Consider the following 16810-nt stretch of genomic DNA (forward strand, 5'->3'; position numbering starts at 1 on the left):
CTAACCTGGCGCCTTGATGCATCCCGAACGATTTTGTGTATGACATACTTTATTAGCCTGAACGACGGCGATTGCGAGGCGGTCCGTTGCGGCGCGGGCCGTTGCCCGTGCGTGGACGCGCCAGGCGCAGCGGCCGCGGCAGATCGGTCATCAGCACATCTGGGTTGTACTTGCTTACCGGGATTGAGTGCCCGATATAGGTTTCAATCGCCGGCAGATTCAGCGCGTACTCTTCACAGGCCAGGCTGATGGAGTGGCCGCTGGCACCTGCACGACCGGTACGGCCAATGCGGTGTACGTAGTCTTCGCAGTCGTCCGGCAGGTCGAAGTTAAAGACGTGCGTGACGGCCGGGATATGCAGACCGCGTGCCGCAACGTCCGTCGCGACCAGAATATCGATATCGCCACGGGTAAACTCTTCGAGGATACGCAGGCGTTTTTTCTGCGCGACGTCGCCGGTCAACAGGCCAACGCGATGACCGTCCGCGGCGAGGTGGCCCCAGATATCTTCACAGCGATGCTTGGTGTTGGCGAAGATAATGGCGCGATCCGGCCACTCTTCTTCGATCAGCGTCTGCAGCAGGCGCATTTTCTCTACGTTGGAAGGATAGAACAGCTCTTCCTTAATACGGTGACCCGTTTTCTGTTCTGGTTCGACTTCAACGTATTCGGCGTTGTTCATCTGCTCAAACGCCAGTTCGCGGACCCGGTAGGAAAGGGTGGCGGAGAACAGCATGTTCAGGCGCTGGTTAGCCTGCGGCATACGACGGAACAGCCAGCGGATATCTTTAATAAAGCCGAGATCGTACATGCGATCGGCTTCGTCGAGGACGACAACCTGAATAGCGCCAAGGTTGATATGATTTTGTTTGGCGTAGTCGATAAGACGACCGGTAGTCCCGATCAGAATGTCGACGCCGCTCTCCAGCACTTTCAGCTGCTTGTCGTAGCCATCGCCGCCGTAAGCCAGACCGAGCTTCAGGCCGGTGGCCTGCGCCAGCGGTTCTGCGTCAGCATGGATCTGTACCGCCAGCTCACGCGTTGGCGCCATGATCAGCGCACGCGGTTGGTTAACCTGGCGTTCAGCGATAGCAGGGTGAGAGAGAAGATAATGAAACGTTGACGTCAGGAACGCCATCGTTTTACCGGTACCGGTTTGCGCCTGCCCGGCGACGTCTCGACCTTCCAGCGTTAGCGGAAGAGCGAGTGCCTGAATGGGCGTACAATTATGAAACCCTTTCTTTTCAAGGGCTTCGATAACTGCCGGGTGCAGGGCGAAGTCGGAAAACTTCTGTTCTGTTAAATGTGTTTTGCTCATAGTGTGGTAGAATATCAGCTAACTATTGCATTAAGAAAGCGTATCCGTTGAAATAACGTCAACCTTTCGTTGGCTATACGCGAAATTACTGAAGGTGCTCTGCGGCAACCGAATGAATCCTCGAAAGCTTAGACTACTAAGCGGACCGGCGGTGAATAATCTACCGGTAACGGGTTTGAAGACGGTTTGCTTTGACTCCTGCACGGCGAGGTCCATGATGGACCGGGTCGCACAGGCTGTCAGTTACAGAGGCATCCTGAAGGATAACGTGTATAACGTAGCATTAACGCGTCGTTGATGTCTGCGACACCAGCACACCAGGCTTATTCCTGTGGAGTTAAATATGAGCGATAAAATTATTCACCTGACTGACGACAGTTTTGACACGGACGTACTCAAGGCTGACGGGCTAATCCTCGTCGATTTCTGGGCAGAGTGGTGTGGTCCGTGCAAAATGATCGCCCCGATTCTGGATGAGATCGCTGGCGAGTATCAGGGCAAGCTGACCGTTGCGAAACTGAACATCGATCAGAACCCAGGCACCGCGCCGAAATACGGCATCCGCGGCATCCCGACTCTGCTGCTGTTTAAGAACGGCGAAGTGGCGGCAACCAAAGTTGGCGCACTGTCTAAAGGCCAGCTGAAAGACTTCCTCGACGCCAATCTGGCGTAATCAGTTTGCCATTCCGGCGTCCGGATTCCTATTTTTTGCGGAACTCTGGACGCCCGGCTTGAGTCGTGCTAAGTTAAGTTCAGACTTCGTTTTAAACATACCTTTATTGTTTGAATCTTGCTTTACCCGAAGCATCCCGCAGAAATGCGCGTGAAGCTAAAAATTCCGGGCTTATCACTCATTCCGTTTTGTCGTTTCAGCTCTGCGTTCTTTCCTGTGACCAGGCAACGTACAGACACGAGATGTAGGCCGCTAACAGGCATGGATGTTCCTGCCATACCATTCACAACATGAAGTTCGAGTTCTACCCCGAGTTTAAGAACCCACACCATTATGAATCTTACCGAATTAAAGAATACGCCGGTTTCTGAGCTGATTACTCTCGGCGAAAATATGGGGCTGGAAAACCTGGCCCGTATGCGTAAGCAGGATATTATTTTTGCCATCCTCAAGCAGCATTCGAAGAGTGGCGAAGATATCTTTGGCGATGGCGTACTGGAGATACTGCAGGATGGATTTGGTTTCCTCCGCTCCGCAGACAGCTCCTACCTCGCCGGTCCCGACGATATCTACGTATCCCCTAGCCAAATCCGCCGTTTCAACCTTCGCACTGGTGACACCATTTCCGGTAAGATTCGTCCTCCTAAAGAGGGTGAGCGTTACTTTGCGCTGTTGAAAGTCAACGAAGTTAACTACGACAAGCCGGAAAACGCGCGCAATAAGATCCTGTTCGAGAACTTAACGCCGCTGCACGCAAACTCACGTCTGCGTATGGAGCGTGGTAACGGCTCGACTGAAGACTTAACCGCTCGCGTCCTGGATCTGGCTTCGCCGATCGGTCGCGGTCAGCGTGGTCTGATTGTTGCTCCGCCGAAAGCCGGTAAAACGATGCTGCTGCAGAATATTGCGCAGAGCATCGCATACAACCATCCTGACTGCGTGCTGATGGTCCTGCTGATCGACGAACGTCCGGAAGAAGTGACCGAGATGCAGCGTCTGGTTAAAGGTGAAGTTGTTGCTTCTACCTTTGACGAACCTGCATCCCGCCACGTTCAGGTTGCCGAGATGGTTATCGAGAAGGCCAAGCGCCTGGTTGAGCATAAGAAAGACGTTATCATTCTGCTCGACTCCATCACCCGTCTGGCTCGCGCCTACAACACCGTCGTACCGGCTTCCGGTAAAGTTCTGACCGGTGGTGTGGATGCGAACGCCCTGCACCGTCCGAAGCGTTTCTTCGGTGCTGCGCGTAACGTCGAAGAGGGCGGCAGCCTGACTATCATCGCTACGGCGCTGATCGACACCGGCTCCAAGATGGACGAAGTTATCTACGAAGAGTTTAAAGGCACCGGTAACATGGAGCTGCACCTCTCGCGTAAGATCGCAGAAAAACGCGTCTTCCCGGCTATCGATTACAACCGTTCCGGTACGCGTAAAGAAGAGCTGCTCACCACTCAGGAAGAGCTGCAGAAGATGTGGATCCTGCGCAAAATCATCCATCCGATGGGTGAAATCGACGCGATGGAGTTCCTCATCAACAAGCTGGCTATGACCAAAACTAACGATGACTTCTTCGACATGATGAAGCGTTCGTAAGTTTAAAAAAGCTGAAAAACGCCACGCAACCGCGTGGCGTTTTGTTTTTGGGATTTGTATGATCCAGAAAGGGAAACCGGAGCGGTTATTATCGTATGATGAACGCGCCTCTCCTGGCAGAGATAACTTTAACAGACTAAAATCTATACAATAAATTTGTAATGATCTGCATTACCCCTTCAGGAGTTGAGACATCGTCGTTATACTTCCCGGATTAACCATGCTGAGAGCACATGCGTTGTGAATTTACTCACTGCTATTACTGAATTAATCAGTATTTTCTTATTCACTACCCTTTTTATATTTGTGGCTCGCAAGGCGGCAAAAAAGGTTGGGTTAGTCGATAAGCCTAACTATCGAAAACGGCATCAGGGTCTGGTTCCGTTAGTGGGTGGCATCTCAGTTTACGCGGGTATTTGTTTTACATTTGCGATCGCAGATTATTACATTCCCCATGCTTCGCTGTACCTGGCGTGCGCCGGTATTCTGGTACTGGTCGGCGCGCTGGATGACCGATTTGATATCAGCGTAAAAATTCGTGCGGTTATGCAGGCCGCCATTGCCGTCGTCATGATGATGGCAGGAAACCTGCATCTTAGCAGCCTCGGTTTTATTTTTGGCTCATGGGAGCTGGTGCTCGGCCCCTTCGGTTTCTTCCTCACTCTTTTTGCCGTTTGGGCGGCAATTAACGCCTTTAATATGGTTGATGGCATCGACGGCCTGCTCGGCGGTCTGTCATCGGTCTCCTTCGCGGCAACGGGCATCATCCTGTGGTTTGATGGCCAGTACAGCCTGGCAATGTGGTGTTTTGCGATGATTGCCGCCATTCTGCCCTATATTTTACTTAACCTCGGTGCGCTTGGCCGTCGCTATAAGGTCTTTATGGGCGATGCCGGCAGCACCATGATTGGCTTCACCATTATTTGGATCCTGCTGGAAACCACGCAGGGTAAAACGCATCCCATTAGCCCGGTTACCGCGCTGTGGATTATTGCGATTCCGTTGATGGATATGGTGGCGATTATGTATCGTCGCCTGCGCAAGGGCATGAGTCCGTTCTCTCCGGACCGCCAGCACATTCATCATTTGATCATGCGCGCTGGGTTTACTTCCCGGCAGGCATTCGTCCTGATCACGCTGGCCGCCGCTTTACTGGCGCTGGTAGGGGTGGTGGCGGAATATACCCGTATCGTTCCTGAATGGGTGATGTTAATACTCTTTTTGTTAGCCTTCTTCCTTTATGGCTACTGCATTAAACGCGCCTGGAAAGTGGCGCGCCTGGTTAAGCGCATCAGACGCAGAATACGGCGACACAGCAGCAATAATCCAAAATTAACCAAGTAGAACTGGGGACGTGATGACTCAACCATTACCGGGAGCACAAGCAGTGAACGTTGAGAATGAGCTGGATATTCGCGGGCTGTTTCGCGCCTTATGGGCAGGGAAAATTTGGATAGCAGGGATGGCCGTGCTGTTTGCGCTGATCGTACTGGTTTATGCCTTTTTTGCTCGCCAGGAGTGGAGCGCGACGGCAATTACCGACCGGCCAACCGTAAATATGCTGGGCAGCTACTACTCGCAACAGCAGTTTTTACGCAATCTCGATATCAAAGCCAATCTGGCTTCGGTCGATCAGCCTTCGGCAATGGACGACGCCTATAAAGAGTTCATCATGCAGCAGGGGTCCTGGGATACCCGGCGTGATTTCTGGCTGCAAACCGACTATTACAAACAGCGCCAGTCGGGTAATTCTCGCGCCGATGCCGCGCTGCTGGACGATCTGATTAACAATATCCAGTTTATGCCGGGCGATGCGGTAAAGAATACTAACGATAGCGTCAAGCTGACGGCCGAGACCGCGCCGGATGCCAATAATCTGCTGCGCCAGTACGTGGCATTTGCCAGCCAGCGCGCGGCGGGCCACCTGAATGACGAGCTCAAGGGCGCCTGGGCGGCACGTACCGTGCAGATGAAAGCGCAGGTTAAGCGTCAGGAAGAGGTCGCGCGTGAGATTTTCAACCGCCGTACCCACAGCGTGGAGCAGGCGCTGAAAATCGCCCAGCAGCATAATATTTCCCGCAGTGAGACCGACATTCCTGCCGATCAGCTGCCGGATTCCGAGCTGTTTTTACTCGGCAGGCCGATGCTGCAGGCGCGGTTAGAAAATCTGCAGGCGGTCGGTCCGGAATACGATCTTGACTATGACCAAAGCCGCGCGATGCTGAATACCCTGAACGTCGGGCCGACATTAGATCCGCGTTTTCAGACTTACCGGTATTTGCGTACGCCGGAAGAACCTGTAAAACGCGATAGCCCGCGCCGCGTATTTCTGATGGTGATGTGGGGGATTGTGGGCGCGCTCATCGGCGCAGGCGTGGCGCTATCGCGACGTCGTATCCAGTGAATGCGGCCTGTGATGAAGGTCATGCGGACTTCATCACCTAATCGAAGAGAATCGATGTGAAAGTACTAACTGTATTTGGCACAAGACCCGAAGCCATCAAAATGGCACCGCTGGTTCATGCGCTGGCCAGGGACCCTCATTTTGAGGCAAAAGTGTGCGTAACCGCGCAGCATCGGGAGATGCTCGATCAGGTGCTGAAGCTGTTTTCTATTGTTCCGGATTACGACCTGAATATCATGCAGCCGGGTCAGGGCCTGACGGAGATTACCTGCCGCATCCTTGAAGGGCTGAAGCCGGTTCTGGAGTCGTTTAAGCCTGACGTTGTGCTGGTGCATGGCGATACCACCACCACGATGGCGGCGAGCCTGGCCGCTTTCTATCAGCGAATCCCGGTGGGGCACGTTGAGGCGGGACTGCGCACCGGCGATCTCAGTTCGCCGTGGCCGGAAGAGGGTAACCGGACGTTAACCGGGCGGCTGGCAACCTGGCATTTTGCGCCGACGGAGACCTCGCGGCAGAACCTGCTGCGGGAGAACGTTGCCGATAGCCATATCACGGTCACCGGCAATACGGTTATCGATGCGCTGTTCTGGGTTCGCGATCGCGTGCTGGGCGATGAGGCGCTGCGCATCGAGCTGACGCAGCGCTATCCGTTCCTGGCTAACGGAAAGAAGATGATCCTGGTCACCGGCCACCGTCGCGAAAGCTTCGGCCGCGGGTTTGAGCAGATCTGCCACGCGCTGGCGGAAATTGCAGCCAGCCATCCCGATGTACAAATTGTCTATCCGGTGCACCTGAACCCAAACGTCAGCGAGCCGGTAAACCGCATTCTTGGTCATATTGATAACGTGATTTTGATCGAACCGCAGGATTACCTGCCATTTGTCTGGCTGATGGATCGCGCATGGCTGATCCTCACCGACTCCGGCGGTATTCAGGAAGAAGCCCCTTCGCTGGGCAAACCGGTTCTGGTGATGCGCGAGATGACGGAACGGCCGGAAGCGGTAGCCGCAGGCACCGTTACGCTGGTCGGTACCGATAGCCAGCGCATCGTCGCGGAAGTCACGAATCTGCTGAACAACGATGCCGCATACCAGGCGATGAGCCGGGCGCACAACCCTTACGGCGATGGGCAGGCATGTAGCCGCATTGTGACCGTACTTAAAAATAATCAGGTAACGCTATGAGTTTTTCTACCATTTCAGTGATTGGCCTTGGGTATATCGGTTTGCCAACCGCTGCCGCGTTCGCCTCCCGGCAAAAGCGGGTGGTGGGCGTTGATGTTAATCAGCACGCGGTGGAGACCATTAACCGCGGCGAGATTCATATTGTGGAACCGGATTTGGCCAGCGTGGTTAAGACCGCGGTCGAGCAGGGCTATTTAAGCGCCACTACCGTCCCGGTGGAAGCGGACGCCTATCTGATTGCCGTCCCGACGCCGTTTAAGGATCTGCACGAGCCGGATATGGTCTTCGTCGAGTCGGCGGCAAAATCAATAGCGCCGGTGCTGAAGAAGGGGGCTCTGGTTATCCTTGAGTCCACTTCCCCCGTCGGGGCGACGGAGCTGATGGCGGGCTGGCTGGCCGAGCTGCGCCCCGATCTGAGCTTCCCGCAGCAGGCAGGCGCAGCGGCGGACGTCAATATCGCCTACTGCCCGGAGCGCGTGCTGCCGGGCCAGGTGATGGTTGAGCTGATTAAAAACGACCGCGTGATTGGCGGTATGTCCCCGGTCTGTTCTGCCCGCGCCAGCGAGCTGTATAAAATTTTCCTCGAAGGCGAGTGCGTGGTGACCAACTCCCGCACCGCAGAGATGTGCAAGCTGACCGAAAACAGCTTCCGCGACGTCAATATCGCCTTTGCTAACGAACTGTCGCTGATCTGCGCCGAGCAGGACATTAACGTCTGGGAGCTGATTCGCCTGGCGAACCGCCATCCGCGCGTCAATATTCTGCAGCCGGGGCCGGGCGTTGGCGGCCACTGTATCGCGGTCGATCCGTGGTTTATCGTGGCGCAAAATCCGCAGCAGGCGCGGCTGATCCGCACCGCGCGTGAGGTCAACGACCATAAGCCTGAATGGGTTATCGAGCAGGTGAAGGCGCGGGTGGCCGAGTGTCTTGCCGCCAGCAACCGACGCGCCAGCGAGCTGAAAATCGCCTGCTTTGGCCTGGCCTTCAAGCCGAATATCGACGATCTGCGCGAAAGCCCGGCGATGGCTATCGCCATGCAAATTGCGGCCTGGCACAGCGGCGAAACGCTGGTCGTTGAACCCAATATTCACCAACTGCCGAAGAAGCTCGACGGTCTGTGCGCCCTGGCATCGCTGAGCGATGCTCTGGCAAACGCCGATGTGCTGGTGATGCTGGTCGATCACCATGAGTTTAAAGCGGTAGGCGGCGACAGCGTAACCCAGGCATTTATCGTCGATACCAAAGGGGTATGGCGGTGAGAACGATTCTGGTCACCGGTATGAGCCAGGGCCCGATCCCTGGCTCCGGCTATGGCCAATACTTACTGGATCTCGTCCGTGTCCGTCCGCGCCAGTATTGAACCCCTGGAGTGGGAAAATCGCTTCTTTGGCGTTAACAGCGCGATCGTGCGCTTTCGCCACGACGCCCCGCCGCTGACGAACCAGGCGCTGACCGGCTGGTCGCGGCTGCAGGCGAAGATTGCGGCGGACGATACCGAACGGCTGGATGCCTTACAGCAGCTGGGCTTCCAGCTAGTTGAGGGGGAAGTCGATCTGGCGCTGCCGGCCGGGACGGCCGAGGACCTCGGGTGCGAAATGGCTACCGCCGCTGACATCCCGCGCCTGCGGGAGCTGGCGGCGCAGGCGTTTGCCCTCAGCCGCTTTCGCGCGCCGTGGTATGCCGCTGATGCCAGCGGCCGTTTCTACGCCCAATGGATTGAAAATGCGGTGCTGGGGACCTTTGATAACCAGTGCCTGATTTTTCGCACCTCCGACGGCGATATCCGCGCTTTTGTCTCCCTGCGCCAGCTCAACGCTACGGACGCCCGGATCGGCCTGCTGGCCGGTCGCGGCGCCGGCGCTGAGCTGATGCAGGCGGCGCGAAGCTGGGCCGGATCGCGCGGGCTCTCTACACTGCGGGTGGCGACCCAGATGGGTAATACCGCCGCGCTTAAACGTTATATTCTCAGCGGTGCGAATGTGGAAAACACCGCGTACTGGTTATACAGGTGACATGATGATTCCATTTAACGCGCCGCCGGTGGTGGGAACCGAGCTTGATTATATGCAGTCTGCGATGGGCAGCGGCAAGCTGTGCGGCGACGGCGGATTTACCCGCCGCTGCCAGCAGTGGATGGAGCAGCGCTTTGGCACGGTAAAAGCGCTGCTGACCCCGTCCTGTACCGCTTCGCTGGAGATGGCGGCGCTGCTGCTGGATATCCAGCCGGGCGACGAAGTCATTATGCCGAGCTATACCTTCGTCTCTACCGCCAACGCCTTTGTGCTGCGCGGAGCCAAAATTGTCTTTGTCGATATCCGCCGCGATACCATGAATATCGACGAAACGCTGATCGAAGCCGCCATCACTGAGAAGACCCGGGCGATTGTGCCGGTTCACTATGCCGGCGTTGCCTGCGAGATGGACACTATCATGGCCATTGCCAGCAGGCATAACCTGTTCGTGGTGGAGGATGCCGCGCAGGGCGTCATGTCGACCTACAAAGGGCGCGCGCTGGGCACTATCGGGCACATCGGCTGCTTTAGCTTCCATGAAACCAAAAACTATACCGCCGGCGGCGAAGGCGGGGCGACGCTGATCAACGATCGCCAGCTGGTCGAGCGCGCGGAAATCATTCGCGAGAAAGGCACCAACCGCAGCCAGTTCTTCCGCGGTCTGGTGGATAAGTACACCTGGCGCGATATCGGCTCCAGCTATCTGATGTCAGACCTGCAGGCCGCCTATCTGTGGGCGCAGCTGGAAGCGGCGGAGAAAATTAACCAGCAGCGCCTGACGCTGTGGCAGAGCTATTACGACGCGCTGCTGCCGCTGGCGCGCGCCGGGCGCATCGAGCTGCCGATTGTCCCTGCCGACTGCGGGCACAACGCGCATATGTTCTATATCAAGCTGCGGGATATCGACGACCGCAGCAGGCTGATCGCGTGGCTGAAAGAGGCCGAAATTCTCGCCGTCTTCCACTATATCCCGCTGCACAGCTGCCCGGCAGGGGAGAACTTCGGCGAGTTCCGCGGGGAAGACCGCTTTACCACTCAGGAGAGCGAGCGCCTGCTGCGCCTGCCCCTGTTCTACAATCTGTCGGCGGTTAACCAGCGGACGGTGATTAACTCGCTGCTGAGCTATTTCTCCTGATATGTCGTTGGCAAAAGCTTCGCTGTGGACCGCGGCGTCTACCCTGGTCAAAATCGGCGTCGGACTGCTGGTGGTTAAGCTGCTGGCCGTCTCCTTCGGGCCGGCAGGCGTAGGCCAGGCCGGTAACTTTCGCCAGCTGGTCACCGTGCTTGGCGTCCTCGCCGGGGCCGGTATTTTCAACGGCGTAACCAAGCTGGTTGCGCAGCATTATGACGATCGCCAGCAGTTGGATAAGGTAGTCGGCACCTCCTCTTCGATGGTGCTGGGCTTCTCGACGTTGTTGGCGATTATCTTTTTACTCGCCGCGGCGCCGATTAGCCAGGGGCTGTTTGGTCATACGCAGTACCAGGGGCTGGTGCGGCTGGTAGCGCTGGTGCAGATGGGCATTGCCTGGGCTAACTTCCTGCTGGCGCTGATAAAAGGCTTCCGCGATGCGGCGGGGAACGCGGTATCGCTGATTGCCGGTAGCCTGATTGGCGTGGTGGCATACTATGCCTGTTACCATTTCGGCGGCTATCAGGGCGCGCTGCTAGGGCTGGCGCTGGTTCCCGCGCTGGTGGTGGTTCCGGCGGCTATCGTGTTGTGGCGGCGGGGGAGTATCCCGCTTAGCGCGCTGCGCCCGCGCTGGGATAACGGCTTCGCCGGGCAGCTGTCCAAGTTTACCCTGATGGCGCTGATTACCTCGGTAACGCTGCCGGTCGCTTACGTGATGATGCGTAACCTGCTGGCGGAGCATTACGGCTGGGAGGCGGTGGGGATCTGGCAGGGGGTGAGCAGTATTTCCGACGCCTATCTGCAGTTCATCACCGCGTCGTTCAGCGTCTATTTGCTTCCTACGCTCTCCCGGCTAACCGCCAAAGCGGATATTACCCGCGAGATCGGCAAATCGCTAAAATTTGTCCTGCCGGCGGTGGCGGCGGCAAGCCTGACCGTCTGGCTACTGCGCGACTTTGCCATCTGGCTGCTGTTTTCCGAACGCTTCACGGCGATGCGTGACCTGTTTGCCTGGCAGCTGGTGGGTGACGTCCTTAAGGTCGGGGCCTATGTCTATGGCTACCTGGTGATCGCCAAAGCGTCACTGCGTTTTTATATTCTGACGGAAATCAGCCAGTTCACGCTGTTGACCGCCTTCTCACACTGGCTTATCCCGGCGCACGGCGCAGTTGGCGCAGCGCAGGCGTATATGGCTACGTATATTGTTTATTTCGCCCTTTGTAGCGGCGTGTTTTTACTTTGGCGTAAACGGGCATGACAGCACTGATACACGTACTGGGATCGGATATTCCGCACCACAACCAGACCGTTCTGCGGTTCTTTAATGACGAGCTGGCCGCGGGTGACGCGCGGGCGCGCACGTTTATGGTGGTCGGTGACGCAGCGGGCGTCCGCGAGGCGTATCCGGCGCTATCCATCACCTGCTATCCCGGAAAGAAATCGCTGGCGCAGGCGGTCATCTCCGCGGCGAAAGCGGATCGGCGCCAGCGCTTTTTCTTCCACGGTCAGTTCAATACCGGCCTGTGGCTGGCGCTGCTCGGCGGCGGAATTCGCCCTTCCCAGTTCAACTGGCATATCTGGGGCGCCGATCTGTATGAGAATTCGTCCAGCCTGAAGTTCCGGCTTTTCTATCCGCTGCGCCGTATGGCGCAGGGGCGCGTGGGGCGCGTTTTCGCCACCCGCGGCGACCTGAGCTGGTTTGCCCGCCGCCACCCAAAGGTGGCGGGAGAGCTGCTCTATTTCCCGACCCGGATGGATCCGGCGCTGAATACGCTGGCGGATAGCGCCCCGCGCACCGACGCGCTGACCATTCTGGTGGGCAACTCCGGCGATCGCAGCAATGAACATATTGCGGCGCTGCGCGCTATTCATCAGCAGTTTGGCGATACGGTAAACGTGATCGTCCCGATGGGCTATCCGGCCAACAATGCGGAATATATTAACGAAGTGCGCGCGGCGGGCGCGGCGTTGTTTAGCGCCGGGAATTTACAGGTGCTCAGCGACAGGCTGGAATTCAACGATTACCTGGCGCTGCTGCGCCGCTGCGATCTGGGCTATTTCCTCTTTGCCCGCCAGCAGGGGATCGGTACGCTGTGCCTGCTGATTCAGGCGGGTATTCCCTGCGTACTGAATCGGGAGAATCCGTTCTGGCAGGATATGACGGAGCAGAATATTCCGGTACTGTTTACCGGCGATACCCTGGATGTTGCCGTGGTACGCGAGGCCCAACGTCAGCTGGCGAACGTTGATAAGAACCAGATTGCTTTCTTCCGGCCAAACTACCTGACGGGCTGGCAGCGGGCATTGCAGATTGCCTCGGGGGTGAGCGCATGACATTAATGCAATTTAGCGGGCTGCTGGTGGTCTGGCTGCTGTCGTCGCTGTTTATTGCCACCGCCACGTATTTTGAGTTTCGCCGGGTGCGCTTTAACTTCAACGTCTTCTTTTCGCTGCTGTTTCTGCTGACTTTCTTCTTCGGCTTCCCGCTGACCAGCATTCTGGTCTTCCGCTTTGACGTCAGCGTTGCGCCGCCGGAAGTGCTGCTGGAAACCCTGCTGGTGTCGGTGTGCTTTTACGCGGTGTATTACGTCACCTACAAAACGCGGCTGCGTTCGCACGCTCACGATAGCCAGCGCCGCCCGCTGTTCACCATGAACCGCGTGGAGACCCATCTGGCATGGATGATTCTGCTGGCCGTTGCGCTGCTGTGCGTCGGCATTTTCTTTGCCCACAACGGATTCCTGCTGTTCAGGCTCAACTCCTATAGCCAGATCTTCTCCAGCGAAGTGTCCGGCGTGGCGCTGAAGCGCTTTTTCTATTTCTTTATTCCGGCGATGCTGGTGGTCTACTTCCTGCGCCAGGACTATAAGGCGTGGATTTTCTTTCTTATCAGCACCACCGCCTTTGGCCTGCTGACCTACGCTATCGTCGGCGGCACGCGGGCGAACATCATTATCGCCTTCGCCATCTTCCTGTTTATCGGCATTATTCGCGGCTGGATAAGCCTGTGGATGCTGGCTGCGGCCGGCGTGCTGGGTATTGTCGGTATGTTCTGGCTGGCCCTGAAGCGCTACGGGATGAACGTCAGCGGCGATGAGGCGTTTTATACCTTCCTGTACCTGACCCGCGATACCTTCTCGCCGTGGGAGAACCTGGCGCTGCTGCTGCAGAACTACGATAAGATAGCGTTCCAGGGGCTGGCGCCGATGATCAGGGATTTCTACGTCTTTATCCCCAGCTGGATGTGGCACGGCCGACCGTCGATGGTCCTCAATACTGCCAACTACTTCACCTGGGAAGTGCTGAATAATCACTCCGGGCTGGCCATCTCCCCAACGCTGATTGGTTCGCTGGTGGTGATGGGCGGGGTGTGGTTTGTTCCGCTGGGGGCGGTCGCGGTCGGGCTGATTATTAAGTGGTTTGACTGGCTGTATGAGCTTGGCAACCGGGAGAGCAACCGCTACAAGGCGGCCATTCTGCATAGTTTCTGTTTTGGCGCTATCTTCAATATGATCGTGCTGGCACGCGAAGGGCTGGACTCTTTCGGCTCTCGCGTGGTGTTTTTCCTCGTGATCTTTGGTATCTGCCTGCTGGCGGCGAAGTTGCTGTACTGGTTCCTGGATAGCGTAGGACTGATTCATAAGCGGACCAAACCGCTTTCGCAACCTCAGGTCTGATAAGGATTAACATGTCTGAGAGTACTTCCGCGCCGTTGTATCTGCTGAGAGGTTTACAGCTCATCGGGTGGCGCGACATGCAGCACGCACTGGATTTTCTCTATGCTGACGGCGCAATTCGTCAGGGTACGCTGGTGGCTATCAACGCCGAAAAGATGCTGGCAGTCGAGGACGATCCTGAGGTTCGGGCGCTGATTGAAGCGGCCGAATTTAAATATGCCGACGGTATTAGCGTGGTGCGTTCATTACGTAAAAAATATCCTCAGGCCCAGGTATCGCGCGTGGCGGGGGCCGACCTGTGGGAGGCCCTGATGGCGCGCGCCGGAGCCCAGGGCACGCCGGTCTTTCTGATCGGCGGCAAGCCGGAGGTGCTGGCCCAGACCTGTACGCAGCTGCGCCAGCGCTGGAACGTTAACATCGTCGGCAGCCAGGACGGCTATTTCTCCGCCGACCACCGTCAGGCGCTGTTTGAGCGCGTCCGCGACAGCGGGGCCAGGATTGTCACCGTGGCGATGGGTTCACCGCGCCAGGAGATCCTGATGCGCGACTGTCGGCTGGTCTATCCGCAGGCGCTCTATATGGGCGTGGGTGGCACCTACGACGTATTTACCGGCCACGTTCACCGGGCGCCCAGGTTCTGGCAGAACATGGGGCTGGAGTGGTTCTATCGTTTGATATCACAGCCCAGCCGGATTAAAAGACAGATCAGGCTGCTGCGATATTTACGTTGGTATTATACCGGCCAGCTCTAATATTCCACTGCAAACTGGCGAGTTTTCACACATATTCTGTGTAATGCATTCACCTGGCTGATACTTTATTTGCCATTTCGGCAAAATTCATTAACCATTCGCATGCTTAATGCGCGCCGGCACTCTTTGCCGGCGTGCAGGCAGGGCTATTTCCTTTCACACATTTATAAAAATAACCGGTATATGCGCGGGACCTTCAGAAGGGCATCAGGGCGGCTTATCAGCTGACTTTCCGACATCCATCATGATGACGGAGGGACGGGTGCGTGCTGCCAATAGCGAGGCCGTTCGGCGGGGAACGAGTAAAACCCGGAGCAGGGCAAACACAAGAGGGTATATGACTGAGAAAAAAGCGGAACTTCAGCGCGGGCTGGAGGCCAGGCACATTGAGCTAATCGCCCTTGGCGGTACGATTGGCGTCGGTTTGTTTATGGGATCGGCGAGTACGCTGAAGTGGGCCGGCCCGTCGGTCCTGCTGGCGTATATTATTGCGGGCTTATTTGTCTTCTTTATCATGCGTTCGATGGGGGAGATGCTGTTCCTCGAACCGGTAACCGGCTCGTTCGCCGTTTACGCACACCGCTATATGAGCCCGTTCTTCGGCTATCTGACCGCCTGGTCCTACTGGTTTATGTGGATGGCGGTAGGGATATCGGAGATTACGGCCATCGGGGTTTACGTCCAGTTCTGGTTCCCCGATATGGTGCAGTGGATACCGGCCCTGATTGCCGTTGGGCTGGTGGCGTTGGCGAACCTGGCGGCGGTGCGCCTGTACGGTGAGATCGAGTTCTGGTTTGCGATGATTAAGGTCACGACCATCATCGTGATGATTGTGGTCGGGCTGGGGGTTATTTTCTTTGGCTTTGGTAACGGCGGGCACTCCATCGGCTTTGGCAACCTGACCGAACACGGCGGCTTCTTTGCCGGCGGCTGGAAGGGCTTCCTGACCGCGCTCTGTATTGTCGTTGCCTCCTACCAGGGCGTTGAGCTTATCGGTATTACCGCCGGAGAAGCGAAGAATCCGCAGGTGACCCTGCGCAGCGCGGTCGGCAAAGTTCTGTGGCGTATCCTTATTTTTTACGTAGGCGCGATTTTCGTCATTGTGACTATCTTCCCGTGGAATCAGATTGGCTCCGGCGGCAGCCCGTTCGTGCTGACCTTCGCGAAGATTGGCATCACCGCCGCGGCGGGCATTATCAACTTTGTGGTTCTGACGGCCGCGCTTTCCGGCTGCAATAGCGGAATGTACAGCTGTGGCCGCATGCTCTACGCGCTGGCAAAAAACCGCCAGCTGCCGGCGGCAGTCGGCAAGGTCTCCCGCAACGGCGTGCCGGCGGTCGGCGTCGCGCTGTCGATCCTGATCCTGCTGGTGGGCTCCTGCCTGAACTATATTATTCCCAACCCGCAGCGGGTGTTCGTCTACGTCTACAGCGCGAGCGTGCTGCCGGGTATGGTGCCATGGTTTGTGATCCTGATTAGCCAGCTGCGTTTTCGCCGCGCGCATCAGGAGGCGATGGCCAGCCACCCGTTCCGCTCGCTGCTTTTCCCATGGGCGAACTATATTACGATGGCGTTTCTGGTTTGCGTGCTGATCGGCATGGGTTTTAACGAAGATACCCGGATGTCGCTGTTTGTCGGAATTCTTTTTCTGGCCCTGGTTACCCTTATTTATAAGGTTTTTGGCCTCGGGCGGCATGGAAATGTCGATAAAGCGGCTGAATAAGCAGCAAAGCGCATAAAGTGTGAGCAAACGGAAATTTTATTTAAAAAGGCACTAGACAGCGGGGGGGGAAGTCCGTAATATCCGACCCCGCAACGGCGCTAAGCGCCCGTAGCTCAGCTGGATAGAGCGCTGCCCTCCGGAGGCAGAGGTCTCAGGTTCGAATCCTGTCGGGCGCACCATTTAACCCGGTGCTTGAGCTGCGGTGGACTGTTTAAGACAGTGCCGCGTGAAAAGATTTGTAGTGGTGGCTATAGCTCAGTTGGTAGAGCCCTGGATTGTGATTCCAGTTGTCGTGGGTTCGAATCCCATTAGCCACCCCATTATTTGATAGAGTTGTGAATT

General features: G+C 56.7%; 14 protein-coding genes and 2 tRNA genes. 15 read left to right on the forward strand and 1 reads right to left on the reverse strand.

Features of this window, described 5'->3' with window-relative positions; genetic code table 11:
- Window positions 1-52: 52 nt before the first annotated feature.
- Window positions 53-1318, reverse strand: coding sequence for an ATP-dependent RNA helicase RhlB (gene rhlB / locus RTE01_RS24565; RefSeq protein ID WP_041143474.1), 1266 nt, complete (start codon window positions 1316-1318; stop codon window positions 53-55).
- A gap of 343 nt (window positions 1319-1661) precedes the next feature.
- Here rhlB and trxA point away from each other — a divergent pair, with 343 nt between their 5' ends.
- The 15 genes from trxA (at window position 1662) to RTE01_RS24640 (ending at window position 16788) form a co-directional block, all read left to right on the forward strand.
- A complete protein-coding gene (trxA, locus tag RTE01_RS24570) occupies window positions 1662-1991 on the forward strand; it encodes a thioredoxin TrxA (RefSeq protein ID WP_041143475.1) in 330 nt (109 codons plus the stop codon).
- Between the two features lie 333 nt (window positions 1992-2324).
- On the forward strand, window positions 2325-3584 hold the full coding sequence (rho, locus tag RTE01_RS24575; RefSeq protein WP_002883293.1) for a transcription termination factor Rho: 1260 nt from the start codon (window positions 2325-2327) through the stop codon (window positions 3582-3584).
- Window positions 3585-3824: 240 nt separating this feature from the next.
- A complete protein-coding gene (gene wecA, locus RTE01_RS24580; protein WP_041143476.1) occupies window positions 3825-4928 on the forward strand; it encodes a UDP-N-acetylglucosamine--undecaprenyl-phosphate N-acetylglucosaminephosphotransferase in 1104 nt (367 codons plus the stop codon).
- Window positions 4929-4941: 13 nt separating this feature from the next.
- On the forward strand, window positions 4942-5988 hold the full coding sequence (gene wzzE / locus RTE01_RS24585) for an ECA polysaccharide chain length modulation protein (protein WP_041143477.1): 1047 nt from the start codon (window positions 4942-4944) through the stop codon (window positions 5986-5988).
- 56 nt (window positions 5989-6044) lie between these two features.
- Window positions 6045-7175: a non-hydrolyzing UDP-N-acetylglucosamine 2-epimerase gene (wecB, locus tag RTE01_RS24590; RefSeq protein ID WP_134528337.1), complete on the forward strand. Its 1131-nt coding sequence runs from the start codon at window positions 6045-6047 to the stop codon at window positions 7173-7175.
- Window positions 7172-8434 (forward strand): UDP-N-acetyl-D-mannosamine dehydrogenase, encoded by a 1263-nt coding sequence (wecC, locus tag RTE01_RS24595; protein ID WP_134528340.1) that lies wholly within the window; start codon window positions 7172-7174, stop codon window positions 8432-8434. The genes wecB and wecC overlap by 4 nt, the downstream gene beginning before the upstream one ends.
- 78 nt (window positions 8435-8512) lie before the next feature.
- A complete protein-coding gene (gene rffC, locus RTE01_RS24600; protein WP_123550835.1) occupies window positions 8513-9187 on the forward strand; it encodes a dTDP-4-amino-4,6-dideoxy-D-galactose acyltransferase in 675 nt (224 codons plus the stop codon).
- A gap of 4 nt (window positions 9188-9191) precedes the next feature.
- Window positions 9192-10322 (forward strand): dTDP-4-amino-4,6-dideoxygalactose transaminase, encoded by a 1131-nt coding sequence (gene rffA, locus RTE01_RS24605; protein ID WP_041147497.1) that lies wholly within the window; start codon window positions 9192-9194, stop codon window positions 10320-10322.
- 1 nt (window position 10323) lies between these two features.
- On the forward strand, window positions 10324-11574 hold the full coding sequence (gene wzxE / locus RTE01_RS24610) for a lipid III flippase WzxE (RefSeq protein ID WP_041143480.1): 1251 nt from the start codon (window positions 10324-10326) through the stop codon (window positions 11572-11574).
- A complete protein-coding gene (locus tag RTE01_RS24615; protein ID WP_123550837.1) occupies window positions 11571-12650 on the forward strand; it encodes a TDP-N-acetylfucosamine:lipid II N-acetylfucosaminyltransferase in 1080 nt (359 codons plus the stop codon). The genes wzxE and RTE01_RS24615 overlap by 4 nt, the downstream gene beginning before the upstream one ends.
- Window positions 12647-13993 (forward strand): ECA oligosaccharide polymerase, encoded by a 1347-nt coding sequence (wzyE, locus tag RTE01_RS24620; protein WP_115193820.1) that lies wholly within the window; start codon window positions 12647-12649, stop codon window positions 13991-13993. Before RTE01_RS24615 ends, wzyE begins: the two co-directional genes overlap by 4 nt.
- Window positions 13994-14004: 11 nt before the next feature.
- The gene (gene wecG / locus RTE01_RS24625; protein WP_041143483.1) at window positions 14005-14745 is read left to right on the forward strand and encodes a lipopolysaccharide N-acetylmannosaminouronosyltransferase; all 741 of its coding nucleotides are present in this window, start codon (window positions 14005-14007) and stop codon (window positions 14743-14745) included.
- A gap of 337 nt (window positions 14746-15082) precedes the next feature.
- Complete coding sequence (gene thrP / locus RTE01_RS24630) at window positions 15083-16468, forward strand: bifunctional threonine/serine APC transporter ThrP (protein WP_076947991.1); 1386 nt, start codon at window positions 15083-15085, stop codon at window positions 16466-16468.
- Window positions 16469-16570: 102 nt separating this feature from the next.
- Window positions 16571-16647: transfer RNA gene (locus RTE01_RS24635), tRNA-Arg, on the forward strand.
- A 65-nt stretch (window positions 16648-16712) separates the two neighbouring features.
- Window positions 16713-16788 (forward strand) — tRNA-His (locus tag RTE01_RS24640).
- The last annotated feature ends 22 nt before the right edge of the window (window positions 16789-16810 follow it).

Origin of the sequence: Klebsiella terrigena (assembly GCF_006539725.1) — a bacterium.
Classification (GTDB): domain Bacteria; phylum Pseudomonadota; class Gammaproteobacteria; order Enterobacterales; family Enterobacteriaceae; genus Klebsiella; species Klebsiella terrigena.

What these genes read in the sequence shown, in the direction of transcription:
- thrP (WP_076947991.1), top strand. Translation starts at nt 15,083, where the DNA reads ATGACTGAGAAAAAAGCGGAACTTCAGCGCGGGCTGGAGGCCAGGCAC.
- wecG (WP_041143483.1), top strand. Translation starts at nt 14,005, where the DNA reads ATGTCTGAGAGTACTTCCGCGCCGTTGTATCTGCTGAGAGGTTTACAG.
- wzyE (WP_115193820.1), top strand. Translation starts at nt 12,647, where the DNA reads ATGACATTAATGCAATTTAGCGGGCTGCTGGTGGTCTGGCTGCTGTCG.
- wzxE (WP_041143480.1), top strand. Translation starts at nt 10,324, where the DNA reads ATGTCGTTGGCAAAAGCTTCGCTGTGGACCGCGGCGTCTACCCTGGTC.
- wecC (WP_134528340.1), top strand. Translation starts at nt 7,172, where the DNA reads ATGAGTTTTTCTACCATTTCAGTGATTGGCCTTGGGTATATCGGTTTG.
- rffA (WP_041147497.1), top strand. Translation starts at nt 9,192, where the DNA reads ATGATTCCATTTAACGCGCCGCCGGTGGTGGGAACCGAGCTTGATTAT.
- wzzE (WP_041143477.1), top strand. Translation starts at nt 4,942, where the DNA reads ATGACTCAACCATTACCGGGAGCACAAGCAGTGAACGTTGAGAATGAG.
- RTE01_RS24615 (WP_123550837.1), top strand. Translation starts at nt 11,571, where the DNA reads ATGACAGCACTGATACACGTACTGGGATCGGATATTCCGCACCACAAC.
- rhlB (WP_041143474.1), bottom strand. Translation starts at nt 1,318, where the DNA reads ATGAGCAAAACACATTTAACAGAACAGAAGTTTTCCGACTTCGCCCTG.
- rho (WP_002883293.1), top strand. Translation starts at nt 2,325, where the DNA reads ATGAATCTTACCGAATTAAAGAATACGCCGGTTTCTGAGCTGATTACT.
- trxA (WP_041143475.1), top strand. Translation starts at nt 1,662, where the DNA reads ATGAGCGATAAAATTATTCACCTGACTGACGACAGTTTTGACACGGAC.